Raw genomic sequence first — 12,833 nt, forward strand, 5'->3', positions numbered from 1 at the left:
AGCCTACCCCGCAGCTACCGACGACACTCTCCGTGTGCGGGCGCTTCGACGGCGGGTATCCGGGCAGGACGCTGCCGACACCGAGCACACCGCCTGACGAACACTCAGGACGGCTAGGCAGGCTGAGAGGGATGATGCCGTTCCCGCGTCCGGTTGCATGTCTGATTCATGGAGTGCGGCCGGCTCGGTGGAGTCGAGTTCGTGACGATCAACCGCCGATATTGGATAATGTCGACCTGACTGAACAGAACTCCAGAGCAAGTTGACCGCTTGCTGCTCTCCCCAGTGGCCGTCGGCAAGGTGAGCCTCCAGGGTAGGGTCCGGCTGGCCAGCACTGTCGACAGCATGAGCGAGAGTCACAGCATGGCGCGGGCCAGCCGGAAGGGTGGAATCTTCGGCACTGGCGTGCTCGTTCAGGCAGTGCGGTTACATGACAATTTTCACCGTTTCTCCGTAGATGCGGCATTCAAATCACACGGGGAACCTCAGCGAGCGCTAGCGCCAACCGAAATTTCATGAACACCAATCTATTTCAGAGCCAACCGGCGAACGAAACCTCATATCCGTCGCACAGCGACATCTTTCGCGGATCATCCACCGAACAACCGCCCCTGCTGTGGCAGAGTCGGAAATCAGCGGCGGGCTTCGATGCGTAATTCGTCCGCCCCTTCAGGCGCGCGCGCAGCTGCTGGGTGCACGGGGTCGACGCGCGCGACCAGGCAGCGGCAAGGCAGCCGGTCGGGCAGATTCTCCGCGTCGATCACCAGCACGCGCTGCGAATGCGCGTTCGATACTCTATTCGAACACCTCCATCGGCACACACGACTAAACCGCGTGCTACCACTCGGATCTCGGTAGCCAGGCGGGGCACGGCTCCCGCGCTCACCGCGTGGGCTTCCCGCCCGGCACTCTAAGAGCTCCTAACAGGTTCGGCGAGTTGGTATCGACTGTCGTTGCAGTGCAGGATGTTTCGTTGTGGCGGCACCGTGGATCGTGGATGACCGGTTGTGGGCAGTGATCGAACCGCTACTGCCGGTCCGCGAGCCCGGGACACCGGGCCCGGCCCGGATGGACGACCGGCGAGTGTTGCAGGGAATCCTGTTCGTGCTGTTCACCGGGATCGGCTGGGAGGATCTGCCTCAGGAGTTGGGTTTCGGGTCGGGGATGACCTGCTGGCGCCGGGTGCGCGATTGGCAGAAGGCCGGAGTGTTCGAGGCGCTGCACGAGACGATGCTCGCCCACTGCCACGCTGCTGGGTTGATCGATTTCGACCGGGTCATTCCCGACGGCTCGCATGTGCGGGCGAAAAAAGGGGCCCTGATACTGGCCCGGGCCCGGTCGACCGCCGCAAGACCGGCTCGAAACACCATATCCTGACCTGCGGCAATGGATTGCCGCTCGCGATCACGCTCTCGGGCGCGAACGTCAACGACCATCTGATGCTGCCCGAACTGCTCGACAGGGTCCCCCCGCTGCGCGGGCGGCCCGGCCGGCCGCGTCGACGGATCACCACCCTGATGGCGGACAAGGGCTACGACTATCCCTGCGTCCACGACGAACTGCGGCGACGAGGCATCACCGGTCACATCCCGCGCCGCGGTACCCGCGACAAGGTTTCGGGCCGGTGGGTCGTCGAACAATCCCTCGCCCTGCTCCATCAATTCCGTCGTCTGGCCACCCGCTGGGAACGTCGCCCCGACATCCACCACGGATTCCTCAACCTCGCAGCCGCCCTCATCTGCTGGCGACGACTCAGCAACCGAACCCGATAGGTGCTCTAAGGTCCGCGGATTTACAGTCACCTACGTGACGAATACCACCATGGTCGGCCGGTTTCGCAACCAACCCGAACGGGTAGATCGACAAGCGATCACCGGCGACGAGGCCGTCGGCGGCGGGTAGCCCGAAGGGAATCATGAGTACACAATTGGTGATCGTGGAGGACGACGACCGTGTCCGAACAGCTCTGCGCCTCGCGATGGAGGACGAGGGATATCACGTCACCGAAGCCGGAGAAGCAGAGGCCGCACTGTTGCACCTGCGTGATTTCGGCGCTCCCAACGTCATGATCATCGATCTCATGCTGGGCGCGATGGATGGTTTCACATGCATACGTGAGATCCGTCGCGACCACGATGTCCCGATCATCGTGGTCAGCGCACGCGATGACACCCACGATGTGGTAGCAGCTTTGGAGGCCGGCGCCGACGACTTCGTGACCAAGCCTTTCGAAGTCAAAGAAATCACCGCCCGTATGCGGGCACTGCGGCGACGATCGGCGCGAACCGCAGAACTGGGCCGAGGCGCGCCCGCAGACGTGATCCTGGATGGCGATCCCCATCACCGCGTGATCCTGTCGCCTGAGCGCGGCACGGTCCGCTGCAATGGGGCGGAACTGCATTTGACGGTGACCGAATTCCGGATGTTGTGTGAATTGGCCGAGAATCCCAGCCGAGTCCTCAGCCGCCAGATACTGCTCGAGCGGATCTGGGATCGCGGGTTCTTTGGCGACGAACGCATCGTCGATGTCCATCTGCGCAGGCTGCGCACCAAGATCGAACGAGATCCGTCCGATCCGCGCATCATCATCACCGTCCGCGGCCTGGGCTATCGTCTCGACGCTCAACCCTGACCGGGCCGCAGCAGGTGTATGCGCTGGTGCGGCGCTGGCGTGCGGGCGAGGGAGTGGCGTCGGACTTGTTGCCGCGCCGCTCGTCCGGCGGCCGCGGCGGCGCCCGGCTGCCCGACGAGGTCGAACAGATCATCCGCAAGGTCCTGCGAACCCGGTACCTGACCAGGCAGAAACGGTCGGTGACTGTGATCTGCCGAGAGATCACCCGGGAGTGCCGGATCGCCGGATTCAAGCCGCCGTCGCGGTCGGCGGTCACGCGCCGGATCCGCCGATTGGACCCGGTCAAGGCCACCACCGCCCGCCAGGGCACCGACGCGGCCCGCGCACGCCGCGCGGCCGGCGGATCCACCCCGCCGGTGGAAGGGCTGCTGGAGCGGGTCCAGATCGATCACACTCCAGCGGATGTGATCGTGGTCGACGATCTTCACCGGCTGCCGATCGGGCGCCCGTATGTGACCGCGGCGATCGACGAGGCCACCCGGTGCGTGCCGGGGCTAGTGATCACGCTGGAAGCGCCGTCGGCAACCTCGGTCGGACTGTGCTTGGCACACATGGCGATCGACAAGCGCCCGTGGCTGGAACGCGTCGAGGTCAACGCGGGGTGGCCGATGAGCGGCAAACCGGTGCAGCTGTATGTGGACAACGCCACCGAGTTCAAGAGCGAGGCCCTGCGCCGCGGCTGCGAGCAGCACGGCATCGGCTTGGACTACCGGCCGCTGGGACAGCCGCATTTCGGCGGCGTGATCGAGCGCTTGATCGGCACGATGATGACGATGGTGCACGAGCTGCCCGGCACCACCTTCTCCAACACCTGTGACCGCGGCGGCTACGACAGTGACGCGAAAGCCGTTCTCACCCTGGGTGAGTTGCAGCGGTGGATGGCGTTGGCCGTCGCCTGCTACCACGGCCAGCCGCACGAGGGCCTGGGTGGACGGACCAAGCTGCGGCCTCGTGGCAAGTGGTGTGGGGCTTGGTTTGCTGGAGTCGGTGGTAGACGACGTCGGCGAGATGGCGTTTGAGTACTCGCAGTGCTTCGGTTTTGGAGCTGCCGCGCGCGGTTCGTCGTTCGACCAGCGCGCGGGCGGGTGGATGGGTGCGTAGCTGGGTGACCGCGATCCGGTGGAGGGCGGCGTTGAGTTGCCGGTTGCCGCCGCGGTTGAGGCCTAATCGGGTGCGGTTGCCGGTCCAGACGGGTATCGGTGCTGTTCCGGCGTGCATGGCGAACGCGGCCGAGGACCGGAACCTGGCGGCGCCGGCGGTCCGACGCCCGCGCCCTCGTGGCATACGCCGGATCGGCGCCAGTCACGCGCGCCTCGGGGCGCAGCATCTCCATCACCCGCCGAATCGTCAAGAACGACCGGCTCAACGCCCTGGGCTTCCTATGGGCAATGGCGAACCTTCCCAGGAGCGGGCCAGTCCGAGATCACTACGACAACCGTCGCGCCCGAGGCGACCGGCACGCCGCCGCCCTGCGGCACCTGTTCAACCGGCTGCTCGGACAGCTCTACCACTGCCTACAAACCGGACAAATCTACGACCCGATCAAGGCATTCGGAACACCGACAATGACTGCAAAGCCCACCGCAGCTTGACACTTCGCGAGATCGGAGGTCTTCTTCGACCTCGATTGAGCCTTCAGCCTGCGGCTCGTTCCCGGGTGAGGTCCAGGCGGGTGTTCATATCGAGCCGGAATCGACCGTAAGGATTGATATTCGACCAGAACAGGGGGCTCAGCGCGCGGCGTTCGTTGTCGCCGATCAGGTCGTGAAATTCCGAATTCTCCAGGACGGTTTGTAGCAGAAGGGTATTGATGTGCACGATCGCCGATTGGAGCAGGTGCAGCGCGAGCATCGACACCTCCGTGTGTTCGCGGTCGGCCCCGGTGAGCTGGGAATCCTTGCCGTAGAACACGACGGTGTTGGCGGAGTTCCAGTTCTCTACCACTTGCAATCCGCTGTTGATCTCCCGCCGCAGTTCTTCCGGGGCGAGAAAGCCGCAGGCGAAGATTGTGCGCACTGCCCTTCCCAGCTCTTCGAGGGCCTGATAGGTGGGGTGTTTCGGGCCGCCGCGGGTGAATCGCCGCAGGATCGATTCCGACTCGGCCGTTCCCAGGCACAGCGCGGGATGAAGCAGGTCCGCGAGCCCGGCTACCCGAACTCGATCCGTTCCTGCGCGGCCTCGACCAGGACCACGGGCTCCGATCCTCACCGTTTCCGCAGGTCGATCTCTGTGGTTAGCGCATGTGTCCCCCTGGGGTTCGGTGCCCCAGGTCTGAGTGTCTGCGGTGGTGGTTGTAGTCGGATTTCCAGTCGCTGATCACGACGCGGGCGTGGGTCAACGACCAGAAACTGTTGATGTTTAAGCATTCGTCGCGCAAGCGGCCGTTGAACGATTCGATGTAGCCGTTGCGCCAAGGCTGACCGGGCGGGATGAACGCCAAATCGACACGCTCACCGGCCGAATCCCGCATGCCCGCGCACGCCAGTTCCGGTTCGTTGTCGCAACGCAACGCCGCCGGGTAAACCCGGCCGACGGGCGATCCGGTCGAGTTTCTCGTCAATCGATCAGCGGTGATCGAACGCTCTACCAACCCGGCCAAGCATTCGCGAGTGTGTTCGTCGACGATCGAGACGATCTTCATCGGGCGCCCGTCCTGCGTCGCGTCGAACTGACACAACGGATCAGCTGAAGTGGTTCCCGAACAATCCACCACTGGAAACCGAACGGAATAGAACCACCACGTATGCCGACCTCCACCGAGATCCTGATCTTCATCGGACTGGTTCTGCTGGCGATCATCGCCGGGCACATGGCCCATGCCGATGGCGCCACCATCCGCGCTGGCGCCATCGGCTTCGCCGGTACGTTGACACTGCTGCTGGCGATCTACACCGCCTACATCGTGGTCTGGCCCGAACTCTCGATCCGGCCGCGCCGTCTGCACCTGTAGCGGCGCGGCCGCTCGACTCGGCTGTGCAGCGGCAGGCAGGAGATCGAGGCGAGCCTGTCTCGCCCGGGCGGGCATGTGCAGCAACGTCTGCTGCGGTTCCCGGCCGAGTTCTTCACCTCGGCCAAGCGCGCGGATTTGTCGTCAGCCAGTGTCGATGTGGTTGCCTTCTTCAGCCGCGCCAGCTCGGCCGAATCCGCCGGGCCGGGATAACTGAGCGCACTCAGCGCCTACCCTGCGCGCGACAGCCGCTTGCGTGCAGGTGCTGCTGGATGACCAGCAGCCAAGGGACCGCTCACGGTCCCTTGGACCAACGCCACGAAATCTCGCATCCGGCGAGACTGATTCGCCGAGTGGTTGCTGGACCGGCAAACCGGCTGGCGTGTCGCTCGGGGACACGCCGAGGCGGCCATCGCTGCGAACGCGCTCCCAAACATATCAATCCTGAACGTCCGTGCAGCCGACCTCTGCAACGGTCGGGATCCTCGACATCACAGCGATGGTCGGAATCTCGGAATCGCTTGCGACCACGATCGCGCCGTCTCGTCCTCCGCAGACCGCTGGGCGTAGCTCGATATGGCGCCGGGCCCATAGCCAACGCGAAGTTTTTGTCGGCGGCCTCCTGATTTATCACGACACTTCATGTCCGCACGCCACGACCGTACTCATCAAGGATGGCGGCAGCCATCGGCGCTGGTAGGGCATCGCTTTCTGACACCGACCGCATTTTCCCGCATGTGACCGTTTTTGTGACCGTTTTGAGCGTGACAGGCCGGTATCCAAGCTGATCTCCAGTGATAACAGAGGCCTCTCACCTGGTGTTCCAGGTGAGGGGCCTCAAATCGAAAAGAGCTGTCAGAAGCTACTTTTCAATCACTGAACATCACTCACTTGCACGCGGCCTTGGCCTCACGACGACGCCGGTGCAGGATCGGCTCGGTGTAGCCGTTCGGCTGCTTGGTGCCCTCGAGCACCAGCTCCTTGGCCGCCTGGAACGCGATGCTGCTCGCGAAGTCCGGCGCCATCGGCCGGTAGCTCGGGTCGCCCGCGTTCTGCTTGTCGACCACCGGGGCCATCCGCTCCAGGCTGGCGAGCACCTCGTCGGCGCTGACCACGCCGTGGCGCAGCCAGTTCGCCATCAGCTGGCTGGAAATGCGCAGGGTGGCGCGGTCCTCCATGAGGCCGACGTCGCGGATGTCGGGCACCTTGGAGCAGCCGACGCCCTGGTCGATCCAGCGCACCACGTAGCCGAGGATGCCCTGCGAGTTGTTGTCCAGCTCCTGCTGCTTCTCCTCGGCCGACCAGTTCGGGTCAGCGGCCAACGGGATCTCCAGGATCTGATCGACGGTGGCGCGCGGGCCGCCCTTGGCGATCTCCTGCTGCCGCTTGAACACATCCACCAGGTGGTAGTGGGTGGCATGCAGGGTGGCGGCGGTCGGCGACGGCACCCACGCGGTGTTGGCGCCCGCCTTCGGGTGGCCGACCTTCTGGACCAGCATGTCGGCCATCAGATCCGGCATGGCCCACATACCCTTGCCGATCTGCGCCTTGCCGGGCAGGCCCGCGGTCAGACCGGTGTCGACGTTCCAGTCCTCGTAGGACAGGATCCACTGCTGGGCCTTCATATCGGCCTTGCGGACCATCGGCCCGGCCTCCATGGAGGTGTGGATCTCGTCGCCGGTCCGGTCCAGGAACCCGGTGTTGATGAAGACCACGCGCTCGGCGGCGGCCTGGATGCAGGCCTTGAGGTTCACCGTGGTGCGGCGCTCCTCGTCCATGATGCCGACCTTGAGGGTGTTGCGGGGCAGGCCGAGGACGTCCTCGACCCGGCCGAACAGCTCGTTGGTGAAGGCGACCTCGTCCGGGCCGTGCATCTTCGGCTTCACGATGTAGACCGAGCCGGTGCGGCTGTTCTTCAGCTCGGTGTCGCCCTTGAGCGAGTGGGTGGCGATCAGCGAGGTGATCAGACCGTCCATGATGCCCTCGGGAACCTCGTTGCCCGCGGAGTCGAGGATGGCGTCGGAAGTCATCAGGTGACCCACGTTGCGCACGAACAGCAGCGAACGGCCGTGCAACACGAGCTCACCGCCGTCGAGCGCGGTGTAGACGCGGTCCGGGTTCATGGTGCGGGTGAAGGTCTTGCCGCCCTTGCTGACCTCTTCGGCCAGCGAGCCCTTCATCAGGCCGAGCCAGTTGTGGTAGCAGAGCACCTTGTCCTCGGCGTCGACCGCCGCGACCGAGTCCTCGAAGTCCATGATCGTGGTGACCGCGGACTCCAGCACGACATCCTTGACGCCCGCGGTGTCGGTGCTGCCGATCGGCGAGGACGGGTCGATCTGGATCTCGATGTGCAGACCGTTGTGCTTCAGCAGGATCGAGGTCGGCGACGCCGGGTCACCGAGGTAGCCGACCAGCTGCGAGGCGTCGGCCAGGCCGATGCTGGTGCCGTCCTCGAGGCCGACCTCCAGCTCACCGTCGACGATCGTGTACGAGGTGGAGCCGATATGCGAACCGGTGATCAGCGTGACGGAATCGTCGAGGAAGTTCCGAGCCCACTCGATCACCTTGTCGCCGCGGACCTTGTTGTAGCCCTTACCCTTCTCCGCGCCACCGGTCTCCGGGATCGCGTCGGTGCCGTACAGCGCGTCGTAGAGCGAACCCCAGCGCGCATTGGCGGCGTTGATCGCGAAGCGCGCGTTCATCACCGGCACCACGAGCTGCGGGCCCGCGGTGGTGGCGATCTCGGCATCCACGTTCTGGGTGGCGATCTGGAAATCGGCCGGTTCCGGGCGCAGGTAACCGATCTCGGTCAGGTAGCTCTTGTAGGCGGCCTTGTCGTAGTTCGCGCCGGGGTGCTCGGCGTGCCAGGCGTCCAGCTTGCCCTGAATCTGGTCGCGTTCGGCCAGCAGGGCACGGTTGCGGGGCGCCAGATCATTGATGACCTGTTCGGCACCGGCCCAGAACGCGGCGGAATCTACGCCGGTACCGGGGAGCGCCTCGTTCTCGATGAACTCGTGGAGAACGCTGGCCACCTGCAGCCCGCCGACCTGAATCCGCTCTGTCATCTACTGCCTCACTTTTGAGAAAGCCGGGTGTGAAAAGACGGGACCGATGTTACCCGTCGGTAGTACTCGCATCGTGCGAAGGGTGGCGCAGGCCGATGCGCGTGGGTCAACGCACTGCCAGCACATTCTGTTCCGCCACGCCGATAGCCAGGGTCATTCGCTCAGCGCGTCGCACGGGTCGTCGGCGGTCGGCCGAACATCCTCTTGATCCTATCGTCCCGCGCATTTAATGTACTGATCGGAACATTTAGCGAGTCAGACGGGAGTTCACGTGTCGCTCACCGACAAAGTCGTCGTGGTCACCGGCGGCAGCCGGGGCCTGGGCCGGGAGATGGTGCTGGCATTCGCCGCCGCGGGCGCCGACGTCGTCATCGCCAGCCGCAAGCTGGACGGATGCGCGGCACTCGCGGACGAGGTGAAGAACACCCTCGGCCGCCGTGCGCTGCCGGTGGCCTGCAATGTCAGCGACTGGGGGCAGTGCGACGCACTGGTGGAGACCGTGTACGCCGAATTCGGGCGGATCGACGTGCTGGTGAACAACGCGGGCCTGTCCCCGCTCTACCCCAGCCTCGAGCAGGTCTCCGAAGCCCTCTTCGACAAGGTGATCGGGGTGAACCTCAAGGGACCGTTCCGGCTCTCCGCGCTGATCGGCGCCAGGATGGCCGCGTCGGGCGGCGGGTCGATCATCAATATCTCGTCGATCGAGGCGGCGAACCCGGAGCCGTACGCGGTTCCGTATGCCGCGGCGAAGGCCGGACTCAACGCGCTGACCGGCGGTCTCGCGCAGACCTATGGGCCGACGGTGCGGGTCAACACGATTCAGTGCGGGCCATTCGCGACGGATATATCCACGGCGTGGCCGGATGAACTGCGCGAAGCGCTCACCGAACACAATGCGCTGCGCCGGGTCGGTGAACCGAACGAAATCGTCGGCGCCGCGATGTTCTTCGCGACCGACGCATCGGCCTTCTGCACCGGTGCCACGCTGGCCCTCGACGGCGGATGGCGGTGACGGCGGTGATGGGCAATCGCCATTCCGAGCCGGTGGGCGCGGGACCGGCCCTACGCACCGGCCACCCCGGACGAGCGGGCGGGGTCTGGCTCGAGCGACGGCCGAGCGGCGCGACGATCTCCGGGAACGGCGGTGGCACGCGATGAAAGCACTGACCTACGCGGGGCCGCAGCAGATTTCGTTCGGCGAGATCGCCGATCCGGTGCTGCCCGGCCCGGACGGTGCGATCGTCCGGGTCACGGCCGCCGGAATCTGCGGCAGTGATCTGCACATCTACGCCGGACACGGGTTCGCCCAGGGCATCGGGTACGGCGTCGGGCACGAGGCGGTCGGCGAGATCGTCGAACTCGGCCCGCAGGCACACGGATTCGCGATCGGCGACCGGGTACTGGTACCCGCCTCGGCGGGCTGCGATCGGTGCGGTAACTGCCGGGTCGGCATCGTCGCCGCCTGCGAGCGGCAGCCGCTGCCGGTCGACGCGTGCTACGGACTGGGTGGATCGCTGCCCGGCGCGCAGACCCAACTGCTCGCGGTCACGCACGCCGCCGGGAACCTGGTGCGGCTGCCCGACGCGGTGAGCGACGAGGCCGCGATCGTACTGACCGATAACGCGCCCACCGCATGGTACGGCGCCAGGCGCGCGCGCATCGCGCCCGGTGAGACCGTCGTGGTGATCGGACTCGGCCCGGTCGGACTGATGGCGGTGCAGTCCGCCTTCGCCATGGGCGCGGCACGGGTGCTCGGCGTGGACCTGGTCGATGATCGCCGCGCGCGGGCCGCCGAACTCGGTGCGGAGCCGGTCGAATCCGACGATCCGAAGTCCGCCGTGCGCGACCTGCTCGGTGGCGGCGCCGATGTCGCGATCGAGGCGGTCGGCGCGGACGCCACCATCAAGCTGGCGACAAGCGTGGTCGGGCATCGCGGGCGGGTCAGCGTGGTCGGAGTCAGCCAGAACCGCGCCTACCCGTTCCATATGCCGCTGGCACAGGTGAAGGAGCTGGAGTTCCATATCGGCCTGTGCTCGATCCAATACGAGCTGCCCGCACTGCTGAAGCTCACCGCCGCGGGCCGGTTGCGTCCGGAAGCGGTTGTCTCACATCGCTTCCCGATGTCGGACGGACCCGATGCCTATCGCATGTTCGCCGAGCGGGCCGACGGCGTCTGCAAGGTCGTCCTGGACCCGCGGCAATGACAGCGGCGGCGCGCGACGATTCGACGCGGGGCGGCGACGCGTGACGGGCGGGCCCGATATGGCCCCCGCGCGCAGACGCGGCCGACCGCCCGCCTCGGAATCGACGGCGGGAGATACCCGCGGGCGCATCGTGCGGGCCGCGGTGGAACTCTTCGCGGAGAAGGGTTTCCACGGCACCGGTGTCGCCGAAATCGGCGATCGCGCCGATGTGCAGCGCGGGGCGCTGTACTACCACATCGGCTCCAAGGAGGAACTGCTCTGGCAGATCCTGCGCGACTACATCCAATTGATGCTGATCGACGCGGAGCGGATCGCCGACGGCGCCGACGACCCGATCACCAAACTGCGCATGCTGATCCACAGCCACGTGCGGCTGATTGTCGAACACCGCCGCGAGGTGGCGATCCAGTTGCGCGATGTGACCGCGCTGACCGGCGAACGCGGCGCCGAACTCCAGGAACTGCGCGACCGGGTGCAGCACTGCTGGCAGCGGGTGATCGATACGGGTCACGCCGCCGGCCTGCTGCGCACCGACGACCACGTGGTCACCAACAGCGTGCTGGGCATGCTCAACACGGTGACCTTCTGGTACCGGCCGCACGGCGGCCACTCCCCCGACGAAATCGCCGCCATTCTGGCGGCCACCATCCTCGATGGCGTCGTCACCACGACCGATACGAAAGGCTGATCATGGCTTGGGATTTCGAAACCGACCCGGAGTTCCAGAGGAAGCTGGACTGGGCCGCGGAATTCGTCCGCACCGAGGTGGAACCCCTCGATCTGATCTACCCGAACCCCTACGACCGCACCGATAAAGAGGCCATGGCGCTGATGCGCCCACTCAAGGAGCAGGTCAAGGCACAGGGCCTGTGGGCCTGCCACCTCGGCCCCGAACTCGGGGGACCCGGTTACGGACAGCTCAAACTCGGTCTGCTCAACGAGGTGCTCGGCACCTCGGTCTGGGCGCCGTCGGTATTCGGCTGCCAGGCACCGGACTCCGGCAATGCGGAGATCCTGGCGCACTACGGCACGCCGGAGCAGAAGGCGCAGTACCTCCAGCCACTACTGGATGGGGAGATCGGCTCCTGTTACGTGATGACCGAGCCCACCGGCGGATCCGACCCCACACTCTTCAAGACCCGCGCGGTGCGCGACGGCGACCACTGGGTCATCAACGGCGAGAAGTGGTTCAATTCCAACGCCCAGTTCGCCAGCTTCCACATTGTCATGGTCGTCACCAACCCGGATGTCAGTCCCTACCAGGGCATGTCGATGTTCATCGTGCCCGCCGACAGCCCCGGCCTGGAGATCGTGAAGAACTTCGAGGTGCACGGCTTCAGCGAGCACGAGGGCCACCTACGTTTCACGGACGTAAGGGTGCCCGCCGACCATCTGCTCGGCGAGGAGGGTATGGGCTTCATCGTCGCGCAGACCCGCCTCGGCGGCGGCCGGGTGCACCACGCCATGCGCACGGTCGCCCTGGTGCGCAAGGCTTTCGACATGATGTGCGAGCGCGCCGTCTCCCGTCCCATGCGCAAGGGCCCGCTCGGCGGCCTGCAGATGACCCAGGAACGCATCGCCGACAGCTGGATCGAGATGGAGCAGTTCCGTCTGCTGGTGCTGCGCACCGCGTGGCGTATCGACAAGGAACAGGACTACCTGAAGGTCCGCAAGGATATCGCCGCCATCAAAGTGGCCATGCCCAGGGTCATGCACGATGTCGCCCAGCGCGCACTGCACCTGCACGGCGCCATCGGTGTCAGCCAGGACCTCCCCTTCGTCGACATGATGAACTACGCCGAGGTCATGGCGATCGCCGACGGCCCCACCGAGGTCCACCAGATCACCCTCGCCAAGGAAGTCCTGAAGGACTACGCCCCCGGCGACCCGGTGTATCCCTCGGGCTACCGCCCCGCGCTGCGCGAGCAGGCACGGGAACTCCTCGCTCGCCGACTGGAACATATCGTCGGGAATCTGTAGTCCGC

General features: G+C 65.7%; 10 protein-coding genes and 3 pseudogenes. 9 read left to right on the forward strand and 4 right to left on the reverse strand.

The window, feature by feature from the left end; all coding sequences use genetic code 11:
• Window positions 1-975 precede the first annotated feature (975 nt).
• The 3 genes and pseudogenes from AB0H61_RS08155 to AB0H61_RS08165 all read left to right on the forward strand — a co-directional run.
• A protein-coding gene (locus AB0H61_RS08155; RefSeq protein ID WP_357300672.1) for an IS5 family transposase occupies window positions 976-1,772 on the forward strand; the annotation gives its coding sequence in 2 pieces (ribosomal slippage) (window positions 976-1,318 and window positions 1,318-1,772; 798 coding nt in all).
• A gap of 143 nt (window positions 1,773-1,915) precedes the next feature.
• The gene (locus tag AB0H61_RS08160; RefSeq protein ID WP_357300674.1) at window positions 1,916-2,632 is read left to right on the forward strand and encodes a response regulator transcription factor; all 717 of its coding nucleotides are present in this window, start codon (window positions 1,916-1,918) and stop codon (window positions 2,630-2,632) included.
• 11 nt (window positions 2,633-2,643) lie between these two features.
• Window positions 2,644-3,558: pseudogene (locus AB0H61_RS08165) on the forward strand (transposase family protein); the annotation flags it as partial.
• On the opposite strand, the gene AB0H61_RS08170 reads toward AB0H61_RS08165, so the two are convergent.
• A complete protein-coding gene (locus tag AB0H61_RS08170) occupies window positions 3,485-3,916 on the reverse strand; it encodes a transposase (RefSeq protein WP_357300676.1) in 432 nt (143 codons plus the stop codon). The pseudogene AB0H61_RS08165 and the gene AB0H61_RS08170 sit on opposite strands and share 74 nt — an antisense overlap.
• On the opposite strand from AB0H61_RS08170, the pseudogene AB0H61_RS08175 reads away from it, so the two are divergent.
• A pseudogene (locus tag AB0H61_RS08175) lies at window positions 3,880-4,224 on the forward strand (transposase); the annotation flags it as partial. The gene AB0H61_RS08170 and the pseudogene AB0H61_RS08175 sit on opposite strands and share 37 nt — an antisense overlap.
• Window positions 4,225-4,267: 43 nt before the next feature.
• Here AB0H61_RS08175 and AB0H61_RS08180 read toward each other — a convergent pair.
• Together AB0H61_RS08180 and AB0H61_RS08185 are read right to left on the reverse strand one after the other, a co-directional pair.
• The gene (locus AB0H61_RS08180; RefSeq protein WP_357300677.1) at window positions 4,268-4,840 is read right to left on the reverse strand and encodes a Tn3 family transposase; all 573 of its coding nucleotides are present in this window, start codon (window positions 4,838-4,840) and stop codon (window positions 4,268-4,270) included.
• A gap of 25 nt (window positions 4,841-4,865) precedes the next feature.
• A pseudogene (locus AB0H61_RS08185) lies at window positions 4,866-5,303 on the reverse strand (integrase core domain-containing protein); the annotation flags it as partial.
• A gap of 72 nt (window positions 5,304-5,375) precedes the next feature.
• On the opposite strand from AB0H61_RS08185, the gene AB0H61_RS08190 reads away from it, so the two are divergent.
• Entirely contained in the window at window positions 5,376-5,582 is a 207-nt protein-coding gene (locus tag AB0H61_RS08190; protein WP_357300678.1) for a hypothetical protein, read from the forward strand.
• An 884-nt stretch (window positions 5,583-6,466) separates the two neighbouring features.
• Here AB0H61_RS08190 and AB0H61_RS08195 read toward each other — a convergent pair.
• Window positions 6,467-8,644, reverse strand: a complete 2,178-nt coding sequence (locus AB0H61_RS08195) for a malate synthase G (protein ID WP_357300680.1) — start codon at window positions 8,642-8,644, stop codon at window positions 6,467-6,469.
• A gap of 271 nt (window positions 8,645-8,915) precedes the next feature.
• Between AB0H61_RS08195 and AB0H61_RS08200 the strand changes: the two genes are divergently transcribed.
• The 4 genes from AB0H61_RS08200 to AB0H61_RS08215 all read left to right on the forward strand — a co-directional run bounded on the left by AB0H61_RS08200 (window position 8,916) and on the right by AB0H61_RS08215 (window position 12,828).
• Window positions 8,916-9,656: a glucose 1-dehydrogenase gene (locus AB0H61_RS08200; RefSeq protein WP_357300681.1), complete on the forward strand. Its 741-nt coding sequence runs from the start codon at window positions 8,916-8,918 to the stop codon at window positions 9,654-9,656.
• Window positions 9,657-9,798: 142 nt separating this feature from the next.
• Window positions 9,799-10,848, forward strand: coding sequence for an alcohol dehydrogenase catalytic domain-containing protein (locus AB0H61_RS08205; RefSeq protein WP_357300682.1), 1,050 nt, complete (start codon window positions 9,799-9,801; stop codon window positions 10,846-10,848).
• Between the two features lie 58 nt (window positions 10,849-10,906).
• Window positions 10,907-11,536: a TetR/AcrR family transcriptional regulator gene (locus tag AB0H61_RS08210; protein WP_357301299.1), complete on the forward strand. Its 630-nt coding sequence runs from the start codon at window positions 10,907-10,909 to the stop codon at window positions 11,534-11,536.
• A 2-nt stretch (window positions 11,537-11,538) separates the two neighbouring features.
• A complete protein-coding gene (locus AB0H61_RS08215; protein WP_357300684.1) occupies window positions 11,539-12,828 on the forward strand; it encodes an acyl-CoA dehydrogenase family protein in 1,290 nt (429 codons plus the stop codon).
• Window positions 12,829-12,833 lie beyond the last annotated feature (5 nt).

Source organism: Nocardia sp. NPDC050710 (assembly GCF_040654375.1).
Taxonomy (GTDB): domain Bacteria; phylum Actinomycetota; class Actinomycetes; order Mycobacteriales; family Mycobacteriaceae; genus Nocardia.

What these genes read in the sequence shown, in the direction of transcription:
- AB0H61_RS08190 (WP_357300678.1), top strand. Translation starts at nt 5,376, where the DNA reads ATGCCGACCTCCACCGAGATCCTGATCTTCATCGGACTGGTTCTGCTG.
- AB0H61_RS08215 (WP_357300684.1), top strand. Translation starts at nt 11,539, where the DNA reads ATGGCTTGGGATTTCGAAACCGACCCGGAGTTCCAGAGGAAGCTGGAC.
- AB0H61_RS08205 (WP_357300682.1), top strand. Translation starts at nt 9,799, where the DNA reads ATGAAAGCACTGACCTACGCGGGGCCGCAGCAGATTTCGTTCGGCGAG.
- AB0H61_RS08210 (WP_357301299.1), top strand. Translation starts at nt 10,907, where the DNA reads ATGGCCCCCGCGCGCAGACGCGGCCGACCGCCCGCCTCGGAATCGACG.
- AB0H61_RS08170 (WP_357300676.1), bottom strand. Translation starts at nt 3,916, where the DNA reads ATGCCACGAGGGCGCGGGCGTCGGACCGCCGGCGCCGCCAGGTTCCGG.
- AB0H61_RS08160 (WP_357300674.1), top strand. Translation starts at nt 1,916, where the DNA reads ATGAGTACACAATTGGTGATCGTGGAGGACGACGACCGTGTCCGAACA.
- AB0H61_RS08195 (WP_357300680.1), bottom strand. Translation starts at nt 8,644, where the DNA reads ATGACAGAGCGGATTCAGGTCGGCGGGCTGCAGGTGGCCAGCGTTCTC.